We start from the raw sequence: 21,283 nt of genomic DNA on the forward strand, positions 1-21,283 counted from the left end.
CACTATGAAACAGACAACCGCACCACACCCAGTGGCCCCCGGGCATGGGGTTGTTCGTGGTTTCAGAACCAACACAGTGGACGCGAGCAACTGAGGACAAGCCCTCGGCCTATTAGTACCGGTCACCTCCAGCGGTTACCCGCCTTCCAGATCCGGCCTATCAACCCAGTCGTCTACTGGGAGCCTTAACCCCTCAAGGGGGTGGGAACACTCATCTCGAAGCAGGCTTCCCGCTTAGATGCTTTCAGCGGTTATCCCTCCCGAACGTAGCCAACCAGCCATGCCCTTGGCAGAACAACTGGCACACCAGAGGTTCGTCCGTCCCGGTCCTCTCGTACTAGGGACAGCCCTTCTCAATGTTCCTGCGCGCGCAGCGGATAGGGACCGAACTGTCTCACGACGTTCTAAACCCAGCTCGCGTACCGCTTTAATGGGCGAACAGCCCAACCCTTGGGACCGACTCCAGCCCCAGGATGCGACGAGCCGACATCGAGGTGCCAAACCATCCCGTCGATATGGACTCTTGGGGAAGATCAGCCTGTTATCCCCGGGGTACCTTTTATCCGTTGAGCGACGGCGCTTCCACAAGCCACCGCCGGATCACTAGTCCCGACTTTCGTCCCTGCTCGACCCGTCGGTCTCACAGTCAAGCTCCCTTGTGCACTTACACTCAACACCTGATTGCCAACCAGGCTGAGGGAACCTTTGGGCGCCTCCGTTACTCTTTAGGAGGCAACCGCCCCAGTTAAACTACCCATCAGACACTGTCCCTGATCCGGATCACGGACCCAGGTTAGACATCCAGCACGACCAGACTGGTATTTCAACGACGACTCCCCCTGAACTGGCGTCCAGAGTTCACAGTCTCCCAGCTATCCTACACAAGCCGAACCGAACACCAATATCAAACTGTAGTAAAGGTCCCGGGGTCTTTCCGTCCTGCTGCGCGAAACGAGCATCTTTACTCGTAGTGCAATTTCACCGGGCCTATGGTTGAGACAGTCGAGAAGTCGTTACGCCATTCGTGCAGGTCGGAACTTACCCGACAAGGAATTTCGCTACCTTAGGATGGTTATAGTTACCACCGCCGTTTACTGGCGCTTAAGTTCTCAGCTTCGCCACCCCGAAGAGTGACTAACCGGTCCCCTTAACGTTCCAGCACCGGGCAGGCGTCAGTCCGTATACATCGCCTTACGGCTTCGCACGGACCTGTGTTTTTAGTAAACAGTCGCTTCTCGCTGGTCTCTGCGGCCACCCCCAGCTCAAGGAGTAAATCCTCTCACCGGTGATGGCCCCCCTTCTCCCGAAGTTACGGGGGCATTTTGCCGAGTTCCTTAACCATAGTTCACCCGAACGCCTCGGTATTCTCTACCTGACCACCTGAGTCGGTTTAGGGTACGGGCCGCCATGAAACTCGCTAGAGGCTTTTCTCGACAGCATAGGATCATCCACTTCACCACAATCGGCTCGGCATCAGGTCTCAGACTATGTGAGTGGCGGATTTGCCTACCACTCGTCCTACACCCTTACCCCGGGACAACCACCGCCCGGGATGGACTACCTTCCTGCGTCACCCCATCACTCACCTACTACCATCTTGGGCCGGCGGCTCCACCACTTTCCATTCCCCGAAGGGTCCGGAACGGCTTCACGGCCTTAGCATTAATGGGCTCGATGTTTGACGCTTCACAGCGGGTACCGGAATATCAACCGGTTATCCATCGACTACGCCTGTCGGCCTCGCCTTAGGTCCCGACTTACCCTGGGCAGATCAGCTTGACCCAGGAACCCTTAGTCAATCGGCGCACACGTTTCTCACGTGTGTATCGCTACTCATGCCTGCATTCTCACTCGTGAACCGTCCACCACTAGCTTCCGCTGCGGCTTCACCCGGCACACGACGCTCCCCTACCCATCCATACAGGCGTTGGCCCTGTTGTATGAATGACACGACTTCGGCGGTACGCTTGAGCCCCGCTACATTGTCGGCGCGGAATCACTAGACCAGTGAGCTATTACGCACTCTTTCAAGGGTGGCTGCTTCTAAGCCAACCTCCTGGTTGTCTCTGCGACTCCACATCCTTTCCCACTTAGCGTACGCTTAGGGGCCTTAGTCGATGCTCTGGGCTGTTTCCCTCTCGACCATGGAGCTTATCCCCCACAGTCTCACTGCCGTGCTCTCACTTACCGGCATTCGGAGTTTGGCTAAGGTCAGTAACCCGGTAGGGCCCATCGCCTATCCAGTGCTCTACCTCCGGCAAGAAACACACGACGCTGCACCTAAATGCATTTCGGGGAGAACCAGCTATCACGGAGTTTGATTGGCCTTTCACCCCTAACCACAGGTCATCCCCCAGGTTTTCAACCCTGGTGGGTTCGGTCCTCCACGAAGTCTTACCTCCGCTTCAACCTGCCCATGGCTAGATCACTCCGCTTCGGGTCTTGAGCGCGCTACTAAATCGCCCTATTCGGACTCGCTTTCGCTACGGCTTCCCCACACGGGTTAACCTCGCAACACACCGCAAACTCGCAGGCTCATTCTTCAAAAGGCACGCAGTCACGACGCACCAAGTAAACTTGATGCGCGAAGCTCCCACGGCTTGTAGGCACACGGTTTCAGGTACTATTTCACTCCGCTCCCGCGGTACTTTTCACCATTCCCTCACGGTACTATCCGCTATCGGTCACCAGGGAATATTTAGGCTTAGCGGGTGGTCCCGCCAGATTCACACGGGATTTCTCGGGCCCCGTGCTACTTGGGTGTCTCTCAAACGAGCCGTTGACGTTTCGACTACGGGGGTCTTACCCTCTACGCCGGACCTTTCGCATGTCCTTCGCCTACATCAACGGTTTCTGACTCGTCCTGTCGCCGGCAGACGACAGAAGAGAGATCCCACAACCCCGTACACGCAACCCCTGCCGGGTCTCACACGTATACGGTTTGGCCTCATCCGGTTTCGCTCGCCACTACTCCCGGAATCACGGTTGTTTTCTCTTCCTGCGGGTACTGAGATGTTTCACTTCCCCGCGTTCCCTCCACTTGCCCTATGTGTTCAGGCAAGGGTGACAGCCCATGACGACTGCCGGGTTTCCCCATTCGGAAACCCCCGGATCAAAGCCTGGTTGACGACTCCCCGGGGACTATCGTGGCCTCCCACGTCCTTCATCGGTTCCTGGTGCCAAGGCATCCACCGTGCGCCCTTAAAAACTTGGCCACAGATGCTCGCGTCCACTGTGCAGTTCTCAAACAACGACCAACCACCCATCACCCCCGGTCTGCACCGGAGTTCACTGGGGTCGGCACTGAAGGCAGCCTCTCGGCCGTGCCCTCAGACACCCAACAGCGTGCCCGGCATCCCCGTCACTCGTGATCAGCTTTCCACGCCCCGAAGAGCAGTACTTGCAGCCCGAGATGAGCGGCGACACCGAATAATCAACGTTCCACCCTTGAGCAACCACCGTCGGACATCTGCCGACGTAATGGCCCTGGACCACCAAGCGAACTTGGCGGCCTAGATGCTCCTTAGAAAGGAGGTGATCCAGCCGCACCTTCCGGTACGGCTACCTTGTTACGACTTCGTCCCAATCGCCAGTCCCACCTTCGACAGCTCCCTCCCCACAAGGGGGTTGGGCCACCGGCTTCGGGTGTTACCGACTTTCGTGACGTGACGGGCGGTGTGTACAAGGCCCGGGAACGTATTCACCGCAGCAATGCTGATCTGCGATTACTAGCAACTCCGACTTCATGGGGTCGAGTTGCAGACCCCAATCCGAACTGAGACCGGCTTTTTGAGATTCGCTCCACCTCACGGTATCGCAGCTCATTGTACCGGCCATTGTAGCACGTGTGCAGCCCAAGACATAAGGGGCATGATGACTTGACGTCGTCCCCACCTTCCTCCGAGTTGACCCCGGCGGTCTCCTGTGAGTCCCCGTCACCCCGAAGGGCACGCTGGCAACACAGGACAAGGGTTGCGCTCGTTGCGGGACTTAACCCAACATCTCACGACACGAGCTGACGACAGCCATGCACCACCTGTACACCGACCACAAGGGGGGCACTATCTCTAATGCTTTCCGGTGTATGTCAAGCCTTGGTAAGGTTCTTCGCGTTGCGTCGAATTAAGCCACATGCTCCGCTGCTTGTGCGGGCCCCCGTCAATTCCTTTGAGTTTTAGCCTTGCGGCCGTACTCCCCAGGCGGGGAACTTAATGCGTTAGCTGCGGCACCGACGACGTGGAATGTCGCCAACACCTAGTTCCCACCGTTTACGGCGTGGACTACCAGGGTATCTAATCCTGTTCGCTCCCCACGCTTTCGCTCCTCAGCGTCAGTAATGGCCCAGAGATCCGCCTTCGCCACCGGTGTTCCTCCTGATATCTGCGCATTTCACCGCTACACCAGGAATTCCGATCTCCCCTACCACACTCTAGCTAGCCCGTATCGAATGCAGACCCGGGGTTAAGCCCCGGGCTTTCACACCCGACGTGACAAGCCGCCTACGAGCTCTTTACGCCCAATAATTCCGGACAACGCTTGCGCCCTACGTATTACCGCGGCTGCTGGCACGTAGTTAGCCGGCGCTTCTTCTGCAGGTACCGTCACTTGCGCTTCTTCCCTGCTGAAAGAGGTTTACAACCCGAAGGCCGTCATCCCTCACGCGGCGTCGCTGCATCAGGCTTTCGCCCATTGTGCAATATTCCCCACTGCTGCCTCCCGTAGGAGTCTGGGCCGTGTCTCAGTCCCAGTGTGGCCGGTCGCCCTCTCAGGCCGGCTACCCGTCGTCGCCTTGGTGAGCCATTACCTCACCAACAAGCTGATAGGCCGCGGGCTCATCCTGCACCGCCGGAGCTTTTAACCCCCACACATGAGTGCAGGAGTATTATCCGGTATTAGACCCCGTTTCCAGGGCTTGTCCCAGAGTGCAGGGCAGATTGCCCACGTGTTACTCACCCGTTCGCCACTAATCCCCACCGAAGTGGTTCATCGTTCGACTTGCATGTGTTAAGCACGCCGCCAGCGTTCGTCCTGAGCCAGGATCAAACTCTCCGTGAATGTTTTCCCGTAATCGGGAACGACACACACGAGAGCGGAACAGTCAGGCGGAATAAGCCCGACCGTTCACAGCGTCCTCGCTGTATGTTTTCTTCAAAGGAACCACGCCCCAGACATCAGATGATGACTGGAGACGGGGTATCAACATATCTGGCGTTGATTTTTGGCACGCTGTTGAGTTCTCAAGGAACGGACGCTTCCTTTGTACTCACCCTCTCGGGCTTTCCTCCGGGCTTCCCTTCGGTGTTCCAAACTCTATCAGTGTTTTTCCGGCCCCCTGACCACCGTCCTGCAGGCATGCAGAAGGTGACCCCGGGATAGGATCTGACAAGTTGAGTGCTGCCAGGCCAAGCAAAGACGCTTGGTCGCGTCGCTCGGCCTCAAGCAGGAGCACGACTGTACATGCGGCCGTAGAGCAGGTGCAAATCGATTAGAGGTGTGGTCTAGACCACTAATCCGGACCTCTCGGGCGGAACCATTACTACATATGACATACCCTGCTGCTCAGTGTGCCGTCCGGGACAGGTAGTGACGGCCCCATCACATTTCCACCCCTGGGAGGCTTCCCATGACCAGCGTGACGTCCCCTCTCGCAGGACGTGCCATCGGACTGGCCGCGGTGCCGGATCCGGTCTTCTCCGGAGCCATGGTCGGCCCCGGCACGGCCATCGACCCCGTACGTGAGCCCTCCGAGGCTGTCTCTCCCGTGGACGGAGTCATCGTCTCCCTCCACCCGCACGCCTTCGTGGTCGTGGACAGTGAGGGGCACGGCGTGCTCACTCACCTGGGTATCGACACCGTGCAGCTCAATGGCGAGGGCTTCGAGCTGCTCGTCAACAAGGGCGACACCGTGACCCGCGGCCAGAGTGTCGTGCGCTGGAACCCGGCCGCCGTCGAGGCCGCCGGCAAGTCCCCGGTGTGCCCGATCGTGGCTCTCGAAGCCACGGCCGACGCCCTCTCCGGTCTCCGCGAGGACGGCGACGTGAAGGCCGGCGACAGTCTCTTCACCTGGGAGTGACGTCAATGCCGTCGTATGACGGTGCGCAGGACAACCACCGCGGCGGCGGGACCCGCCGCACTATCGGAGACGGGTGAGATGGAGACAACGCTGCGAGGCGTCGGTGTGAGCCACGGTGTGGCGATCGGCGAGGTTCGGCACATGGGGACGGCGGTTCTGGAACCGCCTGCCAAGCAGATTCCGGTGGAGGACGCGGAGCGTGAACAGGGGCGCGCCCGCCAAGCCGTGGACGCTGTGGCGGCCGACCTGATGGCGCGCGGCAATCTGGCGGGGGGCGAAGCCCAGGCGGTGCTCGAAGCGCAGGCCATGATGGCCCAGGACCCCGAGCTGATGGCAGACGTGGAACGCCGTATCGCGGTCGGCAGTACCGCGGAGCGGGCTGTCTACGACGCCTTCGCCGCCTACCGTGCTCTGCTGGCCGGTGCCGGTGAGTATCTCGCCGGCCGGGTGGCCGATCTCGATGACGTGCGGAACCGTATCGTCGCCCGGTTGCTCGGGGTGCCGATGCCGGGTGTTCCGGACAGCGACGAGCCGTACGTCCTTATTGCTCGTGACCTTGCGCCTGCCGATACGGCGCTGTTGGACCCGACGCTGGTGCTCGGTTTCGTCACCGAGGAGGGCGGGCCGACGAGTCACAGCGCGATCCTGGCGCGGGCGCTCGGTGTGCCGGCCGTGGTGGCGCTGCCGGGGGCCGGGGAGTTGGCCGAGGGCACGGTGGTCGCCGTGGACGGCAGCACCGGTGAGATCTTCGTGAACCCCAGTGATGAGAAGAAGGAGCAGTTGGAGGCCGCGGCCGCCGCGCGCAGGGCCGCTCTCTCCGCTTCCACCGGTCCTGGTGCCACCTCCGATGGGCACAAGGTGCCGCTGCTGGCCAACGTCGGCGGTCCTGCTGATGTACCGGCCGCGCTGGAGGCGGGGGCCGAGGGTGTGGGGCTCTTCCGTACCGAGTTCCTTTTTCTGGACGACAGCAAGAACGCGCCGTCCGAGGAGAAGCAGGTCGAGGCCTACCGGCAGGTGCTTGAGGCGTTCCCCGAGGGGCGTGTCGTCGTGCGGGTGCTGGACGCGGGCGCGGACAAACCGCTGGACTTCCTGACGCCGGCCGACGAGCCGAACCCGGCTCTGGGCGTGCGCGGTCTGCGGTCGCTGCTCGACCACCCCGACGTGCTGCGTACCCAGCTGACGGCGCTCGCGAAGGCCGTCGAAGGGTTGCCGGTCTACCTTGAGGTCATGGCGCCGATGGTCGCGGACCGTGCGGACGCGAAGGCGTTCGCGGACGCGTGCCGGGAGGCCGGGCTGCGGGCCAAGTTCGGTGCGATGGTGGAGATTCCGTCGGCCGCGCTGCGGGCGCGCTCGATTCTGCAGGAGGTCGAGTTCCTGTCGCTGGGGACCAACGACCTCGCGCAGTACACCTTCGCCGCCGACCGTCAGGTGGGCGCGGTGTCCCGTCTGCAGGATCCGTGGCAGCCCGCGCTGCTCGACCTGGTCGCGATGTCCGCCGAGGGTGCGAAGGCCGAGGGCAAGAGCTGTGGTGTCTGCGGTGAGGCCGCGTCCGACCCGCTGCTGGCTTGTGTGCTGACCGGTCTTGGGGTCACCTCCCTTTCTATGGGTGCGGCTTCGATTCCTTATGTGCGCTCGATGCTGGCGAAGTACACGCTGGCGCAGTGCGAGCGGGCCGCGCTGGCCGCGCGCGCCGCGGACAGTGCCGAGGAGGCGCGTTCGGCGGCTCAGGCGGTCCTGTCCGGCGAATAGTCGAAACTAGTCGTCGGGCGGGAAGCCGTCCGTCGGTTGTGTTCCAGGGGCGCCTCACCAGTGGGTGAGGCGCCCCTGGCGTGTTCAGTGGTGGTGTCCTCCTTGGGGTGGCTCTAGATCTCCGAGGTCCGGCGGTACGCAGTAGTCGACGCCTGATTCCGGGGAGATGAGGTCGCCGGATTCGACGTCGGTGCAGTAGGCGTCGAAGACCTCGCCGGCGGTCAGGGCCTCCAGGCCGTCGCCGCGCAGGCGCCAGCCGTAGATGCAGTCGGGGCTGGTGGGGCTGGTGGTGCGCATGACGAGGCCGCCGGGGCTTCGGGTGGCGAGGCCGAGGGCGAGGATCGTGGTGAATTCGAAGGCCTCGGCGTCGTCCAGGTGTGTGGTGCCGTCCTCGTCCTGGTCGGCGTGGAGGACGGAGACGATGGTTTCCGGTGCTCCCGAGACGCTGCAGACGAGGTGTCGGTTGCCGGGTCGGGCTGTGTCGAGGATGCGGATGAGGAGGCCGGAGGCCCGGGTGAAGGCGGCGCGGCCGATGTCCTCGCCGCAGGAGGCGCAGGCGCCGAGGCGGGCGAGGAGTGTGGTCGCGTACTCCCAGGTCGCCTGGCGGACGGCCTCGTCGACCAGGGCCGGGAGGAGGTCGGCCAGGGGCTGGCCTTCGTAGAGCAGGGTGGGGCCGGTGGCCGCGAGTTCGGCGGTGAAGCGGGCGCGGCTCGACGGGTTGTCGGGGTCGAGGTCGCTGCCGGCGCAGAACTCGGCGTATTCCTCGGGGTCGAACAGGGCCACGCTGGTGTGGCTGCCCTGGAGGGCGCGGCTCCTGAGGAGTGCCTCCACCTGCTGGAGGTAGGCGGTGTGGTCGTCGAAGGTGAAGCTGCGATAGCGCCGCATGGCGCTGAAGTCCTGCTCGTCGGTCAACAGGCCGATGGTGCCCGCGATTTCGCGGCGCAGAACGCGTCGCATGGTCTGGTGGTCGGTGTGCGCCATGTTTCCCCCTGTGCACGGTCGATCAATGCTCACTCACAGTAACCGGCGGCACTGACAACGGCGTCCGAGCCAGTGGCTCGCGGACCAGGCGGTGCTGAATCATGCAGGTCAGAGCGATGGTGGCGCCGAAGACGGTCCAGCCGACGGGACCAGTGGCGATGGCCGCGGTGACCGCGAGTGGGCCGATGCTGCGCTGGGTGGACTGGGCGAGTCCGTGCACGCCGAGGTAGGCGCCCTGTGCGGTGTGGGGTGCGAGGGCGACGGAGAGTTCCCACGAGATGGTGGCGTGGAGCATTTCCGCCATGGTGAAGGCCGCTGCCGAGGCGGTGAGGAGCACGATCGCCGTGACGGCTCCGCCGGTGGCCGACAGCGCCAGGGTGGCGCCGCCCAGGGCGAAAGCGACGGAGAGCGGTATCAGCAGGTTGCGGGTGGCCGCCGTCGAGGTGGCGAAGCGGGCCAGGGGGACGATGAGCGCCACCACCATCACGTTGTTGAAAACCATCAGCAGGGGTGCCAGTCCGTGCGGTGCGTCGCCGGCGTGGGCGATCCAGAGTGGCAGGCCGACCTTGAAGACGGCGTCGTCGAGGAAGAGGACGGTCTCGGTCGCGACGTACGCGAGGTAGGTGCGGTCGCGCCAGGGGTTCGGTGGCCTGCTCACGGGTGGCGCGTCCTTCGACGTCGCTACGGTGCGCTGTGGCGACGGGGGTTCGCCGCAGCCCACGGTGAGGGTCGCGACCGCGACGAAGGAGAGGGCGTCGCCGAGGAGGAGCCAGTGGTAGGCGGCGGTTGTGCCGAGGGCGAGGGCGGCCGCGGCGGTGAGGCCGCCCAGGGCCCAGCCGGCGTTGGCCGCGGTTCGGCTGATGGCCTGGTAGCGGATGCGGTCCGGGCCTGCGACGCGGGTGGCGTAGAGCTTGGTGAGCACGTTGGCGGCGCGGTCACCGAAGCCGCCGGCGGCCGAGAAGACGATCAGCAGGACGTAGTTGTCGGTGGTGAGCAGGGCGAACGAGGCCAGGGCGCGCAGGAGTTGGAGGGCTACGAGGACGCGGGTGAGCGGGAACCTGTCGGCGAGGCGCCCTCCCAGGGGTGCGCCGGCGATGCCGATGGCCCCGGCGATGGCGGCGAGGGTGCCCACCTGGGCCACGGAGAGATGCGAGACGTAGGTGAAGTACAGGACGGACACGGAGGCCCACAGGCCGCTGCCGGTGCGGTCGACGAGGGCGATCGCGAGCATTCTGCGGCCGTCGCGTCCTCCGGGTATGCGTTTCGGCCGTACGGCTGCGCGACTCGTCCTGCCCACTGCTCCCCCTTGCGTTGAATTATGTATTGATACATAGTAATTGGCGTGGCAATACAATATGGGATCAGTGGTACGACGGCCAAGGGGATTGCCGCGTCCGTCGAACGGCGTGTGGCCGAGGGGGCGTTGGGGCCGGGTGCCGCGCTGCCTCCGGTGCGACGGCTCGCGGACGGGCTCGGGGTGAGTCCGGGGACCGTCGCCACGGCGTACAAGGAGTTGCGGCAGCGGGGCATCGTCGTCACGCGCGGGCGGGGCGGGACGGTGGTGGCGCAGGCTCCGGCGGTGGCGTCGCGGCGGCCGCCCCGGGTCCCGGAAGGCTTGCGGGACCTGGCCGGTGGGCACCCCGATCCCGCGTTCCTGCCGGCCCTGGTGCCGCCTTCACGGCTCTCCCCCGGTGCGCGGTCCCACCGGTCGACGCCGCGGCTGGCGCGGTTGGAGGAGGCCGTACGGCAGTGGCTTCGGCCCGACGGTGTGCCCGTTGAGCACGTGACCTTCGCGCACGGGGCGCTGGATCTGATCGGGCGGCTGCTGTCCGTGGAGTTGCGGCCCGGGGACGCCGTCGCCATGGAGGACCCTGGTTATCACCATCTCCTGGATCTGGTCACGGCGTTGGGGCTGCGGTTGGTGCCTGTCGCCGTGGACGACGAGGGCATGCGTCCCGATGCCCTGCGCGCGGCGCTGCGGGCGGGTGTGCGCGCCGTGGTGTGCAGTCCCCGGGCGCAGAATCCGTACGGGGGCTGCTTCTCGGCAGCGCGCCGGGACGAGCTCGTCGAGGTACTCAGGGATGAGCCGGAGGTGCTGGTCGTGGAGAACGATCACGCGTCCTCCGTGGTGGCCGCTCCCCTGTGGTCGCTGGCCTCGGGTGGGCTGTCGCGTTGGGTGCATGTGCGGACGGTGAGCAAGTTCCTCGGCACCGACCTGCGGTGGGCCGCGGCCGCCTGCGATCCGGTCACGCTGGCACGGCACGACGGACGGTTGCTGCTGACGTCCGGCTGGGTCAGTCATCTCCTCCAGGAGACCGTCCACGGGCTGATGACGGACGACGGCACGCGCGCGTTGGTCCTGCGCGCGCAGGAGGCTTATGTGCTGCGCCGGGAGACCCTCCGCAAGGACTTGAGCGGGCGGGGAATCGACGCGCACGGGGCGAGCGGCATGAACCTCTGGGTGCCCGTGCGCGACGAGTCCGCGGTGGTCAACGGGCTGCGGTCGTACGGCTGGTGGGTCGCCGCAGGGGCGCGCTTCCGGCTGTCGTCCGAGCCGGGCGTACGGATCTCCGTCGCCGAGCTCGAACCGGCCGACGCGGCGCGGCTGGCCTCGGACTTCGCCGCTGTGCTCGGCGAGGGCGAGTCCGAGGCCACCTATGGAGGGTGATCGCCCTCCACTGGAGGGCGATCAGACGCGCTTGCGGGCGAGGTCCTCGTAGAAGCTCAGCAGGTCGAGGTTGTCGATGGAGCCCGGGTTGACCGCCTTCTCCAATGGGGTGCCCTGGAGGAGGCGTTTGACGGGGACCTCGATGCGCTTCCCCGTGAGGGTGTGCGGGACGCCGGGCACCTCGATGACCTCGTCGGGTACGTGGCGTGGGGAGAGCTGTTCGCGGATGGTCAGCTTGATGCGGCTCAGGAGGGCGTCGTCGAGGACGGCTCCGGGGGCGAGGTGGACGAAGAGGGGCATCCAGTAGCCGCCGTCGGGCTGTTCGATGCCGATGACGAGGGATTCCCTGATCTCCGGGAGTCGTTCGACCGCTTCGTAGATGTCGGCCGAACCCATGCGCACGCCCTGCCTGTTGAGCGTGGAGTCGGAGCGGCCGTGGATGACGACGGAGCCTCGCGAGGTCACGGTGATCCAGTCGCCGTGGCGCCACACTCCGGGGTACGTGTCGAAGTAGCTGTCGTGGTAGCGGGTGCCTTCGGGGTCGTTCCAGAAGTAGATCGGCATGGACGGCATGGGGTTGGTGACCACGAGTTCGCCGACCTCGTCGACGAGGGGTTCGCCGTTCGGGTCCCAGGACTGGAGGTCGGTGCCGAGGCCGGGAGCCTGGAGTTCGCCGATGTACACCGGGAGGGTCGGTACGGCTCCCGCGAAGCAGGAGCAGACGTCCGTGCCGCCGCTGACCGAGGCGATCCACAGGTCGGCCCCGCTCTCTGCGAACTCGTCGTGCAGCCAGCGGAACCCGTCCGGGGGCAGGGGTGATCCGGTGGTGGCGACGCACTTCACCTTGGAGAGGTCGAAGTCCCGGGACGGATGCAGGCCCGCCTTGCGGCAGGCCATGACGTACGCGGCCGAGGTGCCGTAGAGGGTCGCCCCGGTGCGTTCCGCGATGCGCCACTGGGCGCCGATGTCGGGGTACCCGGGGCTGCCGTCGTAGAGGACGATCGTCGTGCCCGTCAGGAGGCCGGAGACGAGGAAGTTCCACATCATCCAGCCGGTGGACGTGTACCAGAAGAAGCGGTCCTCGGGGCCCAGGTCGCAGTGCAGGCCGAGTTGTTTGAGGTGTTCTACGAGGATGCCGCCCTGGGACTGGACGATGGCCTTGGGGAGGCCGGTCGTGCCCGAGGAGTAGAGCACCCACAAGGGGTGCTCGAAGGGGACCTCTTCGAAGACGGGCTCCACGTCGGCCGAGGTCAGGGACGACCACTCCAGGGCGCCCTCGGGGGCGTCGGTTCCCAGGAGGGGGATGTGGACCACGGCGCGCAGGGTGGGGAGTTCGCGGCGGAGTTCGGCGACCGTGTCGCGGCGGTCGTGCTCCTTGCCGCCGTAGCGGTAGCCGTCGACGGTGAACAGGACGACCGGTTCGACCTGTTGGAAGCGGTCGAGGACGCTGCGGGCGCCGAAGTCGGGGGCGCAGGACGTCCAGACGCCTCCCACGGCCGCTGTGGCGAGCAGGGCGACGACGGCCTGCGGGATGTTCGGGAGGTAGCCGCTGACGCGGTCTCCGGGGCGTACGCCGATGGTGCGCAGTTCGGCGGCCAGGGAGCCGACCTGGCGGCGCAGCTCCGCCCAGGTGACCGGGCTCGGCTCGTGGGTCTCGTCGACGTACAGGAGGGCCGGTTCGTGGGCGCGGGTCGTCGCGGCGCGCAGGGCGTGCTCGGCGTAGTTGAGGGTCGCTCCGGGGAACCAGTGGGCGCCGGGCATCGAGCGGTCGCCGAGCACGCGCGCGTAGGGGGTCGAGAACCGGACGTCGAACCACTGGGTGACGGCCTGCCAGAAGGTGTCCAGTTCGTCGACGGACCAGCGGTGCAGGGCCGCGTAGCCGCCGTCGGAGGGGGCTCCGTGGTGTTCGGCCGCCCAGGACTGGAACTTGGTGACCTGTGCCTGGGCGATGCGTTCCGGATCTGGCTGCCAGAGCGGCAGGGGGTTCGCGGTCGACATGGGGCGGCTCCCGGGACTGTGCGCGTCGTGTGCGTCGGTCGCGCACGTGCGGGGGTGTGCGCGTGACGCGGCTGACACGGACGATGCCATGTGATCGACTTCTGCACCAGGGCAGGCCCCACATGGTCCGTGTCGTGAAGATGTGGTCCCACCACGGGTGAACGGCAGTTGAACGACACGGTTATCCGGGGCTTGTAATGGCAGGGTGAGCAGCATGGACGGTCGTGACCTGGTGCGTTCGGTGAAGGTGGTCGGCTCGACGGGGGCGGCGCAGGGTTTGCGTACCGTACGGGCGGCATGGCGCAGAAGGCGTGCCGACGCCACCGGGCTGCCCTCGCGGGGCGCTGAGCGGGCTCGTGTCCCCGGGCCGGTGCGCGAGGCGGAGCCGGGGCCCGGCGGCGGGGTCGTCCGGTTCAGCCGCTCCGAGCTGCGCATCACCGTCGCCGTGAACGGAGCTGTCTTCTGGGGCTGGGACGGGGCCGGTCCTGAGCCGTCGTACGCGCTCGGCGGGCGTTGCCCGGAGCCGGATCCCCGGGCGGTCCTGGAGCCGGACAAGGACGGCGGCTGGCGGGTCGTGGCGGAGCGGGTGACGGTCGCGGTGTCGCGGCACGGCGCGGTCGAGGTGCGTACGCCCGGAGGTGTGACGCTGCGCCGGGATCTGCCGCCGCGTTGGTGGGAGCCGGTGGGCGGGGGCACGGCTCGCTGGATGCAGCGCTCGGAGGTGGCGGCGGACGCCCGGTTCTTCGGGCTGGGCGGTCGCGCGTCGGGCCCGCGGCTGCGCGACGGGACGTACCGACTGTGGAACACCGACCCCGGGCACGCCTTCGCGCCGGGTGACGATCCGCTGTACATCACCATGCCGGTGCAGTTGGTGGTCGCCGACGCGGCCACGCATCTGGTGTTCCACGACACCTCCTGGGACGGCACGGTGACTCTGCGGGAGGGCGAGGAGGGCGCCGGTTCCGGGCACGACCGGGCCGGGGCGTCCGAGCTGCGGATGGACGGCGGCCCGCTGCGCTGCTGGGTGATGGTCGGCACCCCCGCGCGCGTGCTGCACGCCTGGGCCTCGCTCACCGGCGCTCCCGCGCTGCCGCCGGCGTGGGCGCTGGGCCACCATCACGCGCGGTGGGGCTTCGGCAGCGAGCAGGAGATACGGCGGATCGTCGCCGGCTACCAGGAGCGCGGCCTGCCGCTGGACGCCGTCCACCTGGACATCGACCACTACGACGAGCACCAGGTGTTCACCGTCGACCACGAGCGCTTCCCGGAACTGCCGGTGCTCGCCGAGGAGTTGCGACGGGACGGCATCCGCCTGGTGTCGATCGTCGACCCCGCGGTGAAGGCCGAGCCGGGAAACGCCGTCTACGACAGCGGGACGGCCGAGGACGCCTTCGTGCGGGACGCCTCGGGGCGGCTGGTGCGGGGCGTCGTATGGCCCGGGGAGGCCGTTTTCCCGGACTTCACGCACGCGCGTGTGCGTGACTGGTGGGGCTCGCTCTACAAGGAGCGGCTCGCGCAGGGGTTCGCGGGTTTCTGGCACGACATGAACGAGCCCACGTCCTTCACGGCCTTCGGGGAGTCGACCCTGCCCCGTTCGGCTCGGCACGACCTGGAGGGGCGGGGCGGGGACCATCGTGAGGCGCACAACGTGTACGCGCTGTGCATGGCCAGGGCCGCCTACGAGGCGTTGCGCGAACTGGCCCCCCAGGAGCGGCCGTTCCTCTTCTCGCGCTCCGGGTGGGCCGGGATGCAGTCCTACGGGGGCACCTGGTCCGGCGATGTGGCCACCGGCTGGCCGGGGTTGCGGGCCTCGCTGTCGCTGGTCATGGGGCTCGGGCTGTGCGGGGTCCCGTACTCGGGTCCGGACGTGGGCGGCTTCGACGGGAGTCCCTCGCCCGAGCTGTATCTGCGCTGGTTCCAACTCGGCGCGTATCTGCCGCTGTTCCGCACCCACGCGAGCCTGCGGGCGGGGCGCCGGGAGCCCTGGGAGTTCGGTGCCGACGTGCTGGAGCACGCGCGCGTGGCACTCGTCGAACGGCGGCGGCTGCTGCCGTACTTCATGACGCTGGCGCATCTCGCGCGGCGGACCGGAGCGCCCTATGTGCGGCCCCTGTGGTGGGGTGCGCCGGAGGATCGCGCCCTACGGGACTGCGAGGACGCGTTCCTGCTCGGGGACTGTCTCCTGGTGGCGCCGGTACTCGACCCCGGGTCGGACCGGCGTGCGGTGCAGTTGCCGCGGGGGCGCTGGTACGACACGGAGACGGAGCAGGCCTACGAGGGGCCGGCCCAGATTCTCGTCGACGCCCCGTTGTCGCGGATTCCGGTGCTCGCGCGCGCGGGTGCGGTGCTGCCGGTGCGGGGCGCGGACGGCGGCCTGGAGCTGGAGGTGTGGGCGCCCGCCCGGGGGCGGACCGGGGGCGGGCTGGTGGTGCCGGACGCGGGCGACGGCTGGGACGAACCGGAGATCGAGCGGTACGTCGCCCGCTGGGAGGGCCGACGGGTGGTCGTGGAGCGGGAGTTGGAGGACGGCGTGAGCGCGCCGTCCTACCCGGTGCGGGTGCGAGGGCTGGGTGAGGGCTGACCTCAGATGTACCGGCCCTCGAACCAGGCCTTGACGGCCACGGAGTGCAGCGGGAAGGCGAGCTCCTCCGGCCGGCGCAGAAGGTGCCAGCCTTCCGTCTCGTCGGTGGCGACGGACTTGGGCAGTCCCTCGACCGGGCGCTCGGGGAGGACTCCGAAGAGCAGGAGATGCCCGTCGGGCGAGCTGATGGCGTCGACGAGCCGTACGTCGCGGCTCGCGGAGTCGATGCCCGTCTCCTCCCTGAGTTCGCGGACGAGGGCCTGTCGCCAGTCCTCGCGGTCGTCGACGTAACCGCCCGGCAGGGCGACGCCTCCGCGCGCGGGGGACACGGTTCGGGTGATGACGACCAGGGCGGTGCCCTTCGTGTCGTACACGGGCTGGAGTGCGACGGCTACGGGCAGCGGGTTGCGGTACGCGACGGTTCCGCAGGCCGGGCAGGTACGGGGCCAGCCGGAGACGCCCTCTCCGTAGGGCGATCCGCAGCTCGAACAGTGGCTGTTCGGCCCGGAGTTGGGGACGGAGGCTTGAGTTTCGGACACCCGGCGGACTGTATCCGATCAAGCAGAGGGCGTCTTTCCGGGGGCCGCGCGCGTGAACGGGAAACGGCCGGAACCACCCCCGTGGGCCCCGGCCGTCTCTCCCGATACGACGACGCCGTAAGTGGCTCGATGGTTCACCGAAACGCCCTGCTCATTTTCCGTTGCCCGTGGCACACTTCTGACGTTCCGTCAGATCCAGTGCTGTGGAGGGACGTTGTCGCGGACACGCACACCTGTGGTCACCGATTGGTTCACCGGGGACGGGGACGACTTCCGGCTCCTCGGCACGCGCTGTTCCGCGTGCGCCTCGGTCTTCTTCCCGCGTGAGGACGGCCACTGCCGCAATCCGGCCTGCGGGGGCGGCGAGTTGGCGGAGGTCCCGCTGTCGCGGAGCGGCCGGGTCTGGTCGTACACGGACAGCCGGTACCGGCCACCGTCACCGTATGTGAGCGATCCGGAACTTCCGTGGGAACCGTACGCGTTGATCGCTGTGGAGCTGGAGTCCGAGCGGATCGTGGTGCTGGGACAGGCGGTTCCCGGGATCACCGTCGCCGATCTGACGGTGGGCATGGTGATGGAGGTCGTCCCCGGTGTGCTGAGTGAGGACACGGAGACGACCTGGACGACGTGGCACTGGCGGCCTGCGGGGGTGACGGCATGACGGCGGACGTGGCGGTGCTCGGCGCGGGCATGCACCCCTGGGGGAAGTGGGGGCGGGGCTTCGTCGAGTACGGGACGGCGGCGGCCCGGGCGGCGCTCGCCGACGCCGGGCTGGAGTGGCGGGACGTCGGCTCGATCGTCGGCGCGGACACGGTGCGTGGCGGATATCCCGGGTATGTGGCGGGCGCGACGTTCGCGAAGGCGCTGGGTTGGCAGGGTGCCCGGGTGGCGAGCGTGTACGCGGCGTGCGCGTCCGGGGCGCAGGCCGTCAACGCGGCGCGGGCGCAGATCCTTTCGGGGCTCGCGGACGTGGTGCTGGTCGTGGGCGCCGATGCCGCCCCCAAGGGGTTCTTCCGGCCGGCCGGCGGCGAGCGGCACGACGATCCGGACTGGCTGCGCTTCCGGGTCCTCGGGGCGACGAATCCGACGTACTTCGGGCTGTACGCGCGACGGCGGATGGCCCTCTACGGGGACACCCCGGAGGACTTCGCCCAGGTCAAGGTGAAGAACGCCGCCCTGGGGGCGCTGAATCCGTACGCGCGCTACCGCAAGCGGGTCTCCGCCGAGGAGGTCGCCGCCTCCGCGGTGGTCGCCGATCCGCTGCGGCTGCTCGACATCTGCGCCACCTCGGACGGCGGGGCCGCCCTGGTGCTGTCCAGCATGGAGTTCGCGCGCCGGCACGGGGCGCCGGACCCGGTGCGGATCCGGGCGGTGTCCACGGTGACGCCGCGCTATCCCAACACCGTGCTGGACCTCCCGGACATCGCCACGGACTCCGCGGCAGCGGTGGCACCCCCGGACGAGACGTTCCGGGCGTCGATCGCCCGCGCGGCCTACGAGGAGGCGGGCGTCGGCCCCGAAGAGCTCTCCCTGGCCGAGGTCTACGACCTGTCCACCGCCCTGGAGCTGCAGTGGTACGAGGATCTGGGGCTGTGCGGCGAGGGCGAGGGCGCCAAGCTGCTCCGGGAGGGCGCGACGGCCCTGGGCGGGCGCATACCCGTGAACGCCAGCGGTGGACTGGCCTCCTTCGGGGAGGCGGTTCCGGCGCAGGCCATCGCCCAGGTCTGCGAGTTGACCTGGCAGTTGAGAGGCGACGCCGGTGACCGGCAGGTTACGGGCGCGCGAGTGGGGCTCACCGCGAACCAGGGGCTGTTCGGGCACGGGTCGGCGGTGCTCGCCGTGCGGTGACCGACGGCGCACCGCGCACACGGTGTGATCAGCCCGCAAGGCTGCGTGAACGTCTTATGAACTGGGCCTCGGCGTACGCCGGTGGCGTCATCATGCTGCCGTGCGCTCCTCGACGGACACTCTCCGCTTCGCCTTCCAGCCGGTGGTCAATCTGACCACCGGTGGGGTCGCGGGGCTGGAGGTCCTCGTCCGCCCGGAGACCGGGGACATCCTGGCCGAGGCCCGCCGCGACCCCGAACTCGACGGCAGGCTCGCCGTGTTGGCAGTCCGCGCCGCCGCGCGCAAGGAGACGCTGCTGCCGCTGCACATCAACGTGTTCGCCGGCACCCTCGCCGACCTCGGCGGGCTCACCCCGCTGCACAGCGCGGTGCGCGAGGCGGGGCGGCTCCCGTGGGAAGTCACGATCGACATCGTCCCGCCGTACACGCACGTGCCCCAACGGGCGCTCCTGGAGGCGGTGTCCGAGCTGCGCGGCCAGGGGTTCCGGATCTGCGCGGACGGCGTCGGCGACGGTGACGTACCCCTGCGGCTGCTCACGGACCTCGCGCCCGACCTGGTGAAGCTCGACGCGTCGCTGCTGGAGCGGCCGGCCGCGGTGCGGGCGATGCGGACCCTGTGCGAGCAGTTGGGCGCCCTGCTGTCCGTGGAGGGCGTCGAGACCGAGACGCAGTGCGCGACCGCGCGGTCGGCCGGGGCCCAGTTGGCGCAGGGCGAGCTGTTCGCGCCGCCGACGCGGATCCCCACGGCGGACGTATACGTTCCGCCCCGCGCCCCCGGTCTCGCGACGACACCGCCGTCAGGGCCCTGGGTGCGGGAGTTCGTACGGCCGGCCGCGCTCCTGCCCGACACCGCGTCCGCCGGTCAGGTGCGGGCGCTGCTGACCGGCTCGCCGGACGTCTCCGGGGTGGTCCTCGTGGACCGGGACGGGATGCCGGTCCGCTCGGTGCACCGGTCGCGCTTCCTGCTGTCGATGTCGGGGCGCTACGGCCACGCCCTGTACGCCGACCGGCCCGCGGCCAAGCTCGGGGACGTGCCGCGGACGGTCGGCGTCGACGCGACCGCCTGGGAGGTCCTGGACGTGGTCGCGGTCGGCGACCGGGACCGTACGTCGGACGATGTGGCCGTGGTCGACCGGTACGGGCGGTGTGTCGGCGTCGTACGACTCGCCGATCTGGTGCGGACGTTGGCCGAGACGCGGGTGGAGGAGGCCGCCGGTCTCAACCCGCTGACCAGGCTGCCCGGTTCGGACGCGATCACCGGCGAGGTGGACCGGCGGATCGCGGACGGGCGGACGTTCGCGCTGAGTTGGCTGGATGTCGACCACTTCAAGCAGGTCAACGACGGGGCCGGTTTCGCGGCGGGCGACGAACTGATCCGCTCGGTGGGGCGCGCGCTGCAGCAGGCGGCGACCGGGCACACACGCGTGGGGCACATCGGCGGGGACGACTTCCTGGTGCTCACCGATCCGGAGGGGCTGCGTCCGCTGGCCGCCGCCGTGCTCGACGTTCCCTGGGAGGCGGGCGGCAGGGCCGTGACGCTGTCCCTGGCCACCGTCCTGTGCGTGCCGGGCGGGGTGACCGGCCACCGGCAGGTGGCCGCGTGTCTGGCGCCGCTGAAGAAGGCCGCGAAGGCGCTGGACGGCACGAGTTGGGTGCTGGGCCGGGCGGAACGGGGCGACTACGAGATCCTCCGCGGATCACATGTGACGCCCGCACAGGCCCCCTGCACAGCCGCGGAGTCCCCCGGGCGCTGAGCGCGGCCCGACGGCCTCCTATGGGGCCCCAGGGGCCGTCAGGGCGGGTGTCACCGTTGCCGTCCGCGACCTTGACGCTCCACAGGCACCGGTGAACACTTCCCGGTGTCGGTCGACATCGCCGTACATTCTCGGCGTACCAGGCACTGCGCCGCGCGGGCTCTGCCTGCGCTCAGGCCCACTCCCACGGGCGATTCGGCTGCGACGGCACGCTCGTCACGGACGCCGGGCGGGGTTCGGGACCCTCCCTGCCTTCGGCTGAAGTCGCCAAGGGAACCGCACCCTGCACGGAGGACCGGGGCCGACCGTCCCGGGCGAGGGCCTAGGAGCCGCCATGAGCAATGGAGACATATTCCTCGGTGAGGTCATCGGCACCGCGATACTGATCCTCTTCGGCGCCGGCGTGGTCGCCGCCGTCGTACTGAACTACTCCAAGGCACAGAACTCCGGTTGGATCGTCATCGCCTTCGGATGGGGCTTCGGCGTGATGGCCGGGGCGTACACCGCCGCACCGCTGTCCGGCGGGCAGCTCAATCCAGCCGTCACGATCGGCATCGCCATCGACACCGGGAAGTGGGACAAGGTCCCGCTCTACATCGCGGGGCAGATGGTCGGCGCCATGCTCGGCGCGGTGCTGTGCTGGCTCGTCTACTACGCGCAGTTCCAGGCCAACGCCGAGGAGGAGATGGCCCAGCCCACGCTCGGGATCTTCTCCACCACGCCCACGATCCGCAATGTCGTGGCGAACCTGATGACGGAGATCATCGCGACGATCGCGCTGGTCCTGCCGATCCTGGCCTTCGGGCTCACCAAGGGACTCGGTACGTCCGGCACGGCGGTGCTGGTCGTGTCCTTCCTGGTGGTCGGCATCGGTCTGTCCCTCGGCGGTCCCACCGGGTACGCCATCAACCCGGCCCGTGACCTGGGCCCGCGCATCGTCCACTCGCTGCTCCCGATCCCGAACAAGGGCACCTCGGACTGGAGTTACGCGTGGATCCCGGTGGTGGGACCGCTGATCGGCGGGGCGCTCGCCGGAGTCATCTTCAACGCAGCCTTCTGACAGCAGTGTTCGATCAGTCTTCCGAAAGCAGCC

At 67.6% G+C, this 21,283-nt stretch carries 12 protein-coding genes and 2 rRNA genes; 8 read left to right on the forward strand and 6 right to left on the reverse strand.

The window, feature by feature from the left end; all coding sequences use genetic code 11:
- Window positions 1-92: 92 nt before the first annotated feature.
- A 23S ribosomal RNA gene (locus OG496_RS13255) occupies window positions 93-3,215 on the reverse strand.
- Between the two features lie 312 nt (window positions 3,216-3,527).
- Window positions 3,528-5,055, reverse strand: a 16S ribosomal RNA gene (locus tag OG496_RS13260).
- Together the 16S and 23S rRNA genes form the textbook arrangement of a ribosomal RNA operon.
- A gap of 568 nt (window positions 5,056-5,623) precedes the next feature.
- Here OG496_RS13260 and OG496_RS13265 point away from each other — a divergent pair.
- The gene (locus tag OG496_RS13265; RefSeq protein WP_366495396.1) at window positions 5,624-6,073 is read left to right on the forward strand and encodes a PTS glucose transporter subunit IIA; all 450 of its coding nucleotides are present in this window, start codon (window positions 5,624-5,626) and stop codon (window positions 6,071-6,073) included.
- A 78-nt stretch (window positions 6,074-6,151) separates the two neighbouring features.
- Complete coding sequence (gene ptsP / locus OG496_RS13270) at window positions 6,152-7,822, forward strand: phosphoenolpyruvate--protein phosphotransferase (RefSeq protein ID WP_399396146.1); 1,671 nt, start codon at window positions 6,152-6,154, stop codon at window positions 7,820-7,822.
- A gap of 84 nt (window positions 7,823-7,906) precedes the next feature.
- Here the strand turns inward: ptsP and OG496_RS13275 are convergent, their stop codons facing one another.
- Window positions 7,907-8,803: a hypothetical protein gene (locus tag OG496_RS13275; RefSeq protein ID WP_405971009.1), complete on the reverse strand. Its 897-nt coding sequence runs from the start codon at window positions 8,801-8,803 to the stop codon at window positions 7,907-7,909.
- Window positions 8,804-8,825: 22 nt separating this feature from the next.
- The gene (locus OG496_RS13280) at window positions 8,826-10,034 is read right to left on the reverse strand and encodes an MFS transporter (protein ID WP_405971010.1); all 1,209 of its coding nucleotides are present in this window, start codon (window positions 10,032-10,034) and stop codon (window positions 8,826-8,828) included.
- 111 nt (window positions 10,035-10,145) lie between these two features.
- Here OG496_RS13280 and OG496_RS13285 point away from each other — a divergent pair, with 111 nt between their 5' ends.
- A complete protein-coding gene (locus tag OG496_RS13285; protein ID WP_405971011.1) occupies window positions 10,146-11,471 on the forward strand; it encodes an aminotransferase class I/II-fold pyridoxal phosphate-dependent enzyme in 1,326 nt (441 codons plus the stop codon).
- Between the two features lie 21 nt (window positions 11,472-11,492).
- On the opposite strand, the gene OG496_RS13290 is transcribed toward OG496_RS13285, so the two are convergent.
- The gene (locus OG496_RS13290; protein ID WP_405971012.1) at window positions 11,493-13,469 is read right to left on the reverse strand and encodes an acetoacetate--CoA ligase; all 1,977 of its coding nucleotides are present in this window, start codon (window positions 13,467-13,469) and stop codon (window positions 11,493-11,495) included.
- Between the two features lie 214 nt (window positions 13,470-13,683).
- On the opposite strand from OG496_RS13290, the gene OG496_RS13295 reads away from it, so the two are divergent.
- Window positions 13,684-16,050 (forward strand): TIM-barrel domain-containing protein, encoded by a 2,367-nt coding sequence (locus OG496_RS13295; RefSeq protein WP_405971013.1) that lies wholly within the window; start codon window positions 13,684-13,686, stop codon window positions 16,048-16,050.
- Between the two features lie 2 nt (window positions 16,051-16,052).
- Here the strand turns inward: OG496_RS13295 and OG496_RS13300 are convergent, their stop codons facing one another.
- Window positions 16,053-16,589, reverse strand: a complete 537-nt coding sequence (locus OG496_RS13300) for an NUDIX domain-containing protein (RefSeq protein WP_366495403.1) — start codon at window positions 16,587-16,589, stop codon at window positions 16,053-16,055.
- 235 nt (window positions 16,590-16,824) lie between these two features.
- Between OG496_RS13300 and OG496_RS13305 the strand changes: the two genes are divergently transcribed.
- The 4 genes from OG496_RS13305 (at window position 16,825) to OG496_RS13320 (ending at window position 21,250) form a co-directional block, all read left to right on the forward strand.
- Window positions 16,825-17,250, forward strand: coding sequence for a zinc ribbon domain-containing protein (locus tag OG496_RS13305; RefSeq protein ID WP_366495404.1), 426 nt, complete (start codon window positions 16,825-16,827; stop codon window positions 17,248-17,250).
- Window positions 17,247-18,437 (forward strand): lipid-transfer protein, encoded by a 1,191-nt coding sequence (locus OG496_RS13310; protein ID WP_405971014.1) that lies wholly within the window; start codon window positions 17,247-17,249, stop codon window positions 18,435-18,437. The genes OG496_RS13305 and OG496_RS13310 overlap by 4 nt, the downstream gene beginning before the upstream one ends.
- A gap of 100 nt (window positions 18,438-18,537) precedes the next feature.
- Window positions 18,538-20,190, forward strand: a complete 1,653-nt coding sequence (locus tag OG496_RS13315) for an EAL domain-containing protein (RefSeq protein ID WP_405971015.1) — start codon at window positions 18,538-18,540, stop codon at window positions 20,188-20,190.
- Window positions 20,191-20,524: 334 nt separating this feature from the next.
- The gene (locus tag OG496_RS13320) at window positions 20,525-21,250 is read left to right on the forward strand and encodes an MIP/aquaporin family protein (protein WP_363096632.1); all 726 of its coding nucleotides are present in this window, start codon (window positions 20,525-20,527) and stop codon (window positions 21,248-21,250) included.
- Window positions 21,251-21,283 lie beyond the last annotated feature (33 nt).

This window comes from Streptomyces sp. NBC_00988 (assembly GCF_045162645.1).
In the GTDB taxonomy this organism is placed as follows: Bacteria; Actinomycetota; Actinomycetes; order Streptomycetales; family Streptomycetaceae; genus Streptomyces.

What these genes read in the sequence shown, in the direction of transcription:
- OG496_RS13265 (WP_366495396.1), top strand. Translation starts at nt 5,624, where the DNA reads ATGACCAGCGTGACGTCCCCTCTCGCAGGACGTGCCATCGGACTGGCC.
- ptsP (WP_399396146.1), top strand. Translation starts at nt 6,152, where the DNA reads ATGGAGACAACGCTGCGAGGCGTCGGTGTGAGCCACGGTGTGGCGATC.
- OG496_RS13275 (WP_405971009.1), bottom strand. Translation starts at nt 8,803, where the DNA reads ATGGCGCACACCGACCACCAGACCATGCGACGCGTTCTGCGCCGCGAA.
- OG496_RS13280 (WP_405971010.1), bottom strand. Translation starts at nt 10,034, where the DNA reads ATGCTCGCGATCGCCCTCGTCGACCGCACCGGCAGCGGCCTGTGGGCC.
- OG496_RS13290 (WP_405971012.1), bottom strand. Translation starts at nt 13,469, where the DNA reads ATGTCGACCGCGAACCCCCTGCCGCTCTGGCAGCCAGATCCGGAACGC.
- OG496_RS13295 (WP_405971013.1), top strand. Translation starts at nt 13,684, where the DNA reads ATGGACGGTCGTGACCTGGTGCGTTCGGTGAAGGTGGTCGGCTCGACG.
- OG496_RS13310 (WP_405971014.1), top strand. Translation starts at nt 17,247, where the DNA reads ATGACGGCGGACGTGGCGGTGCTCGGCGCGGGCATGCACCCCTGGGGG.
- OG496_RS13320 (WP_363096632.1), top strand. Translation starts at nt 20,525, where the DNA reads ATGAGCAATGGAGACATATTCCTCGGTGAGGTCATCGGCACCGCGATA.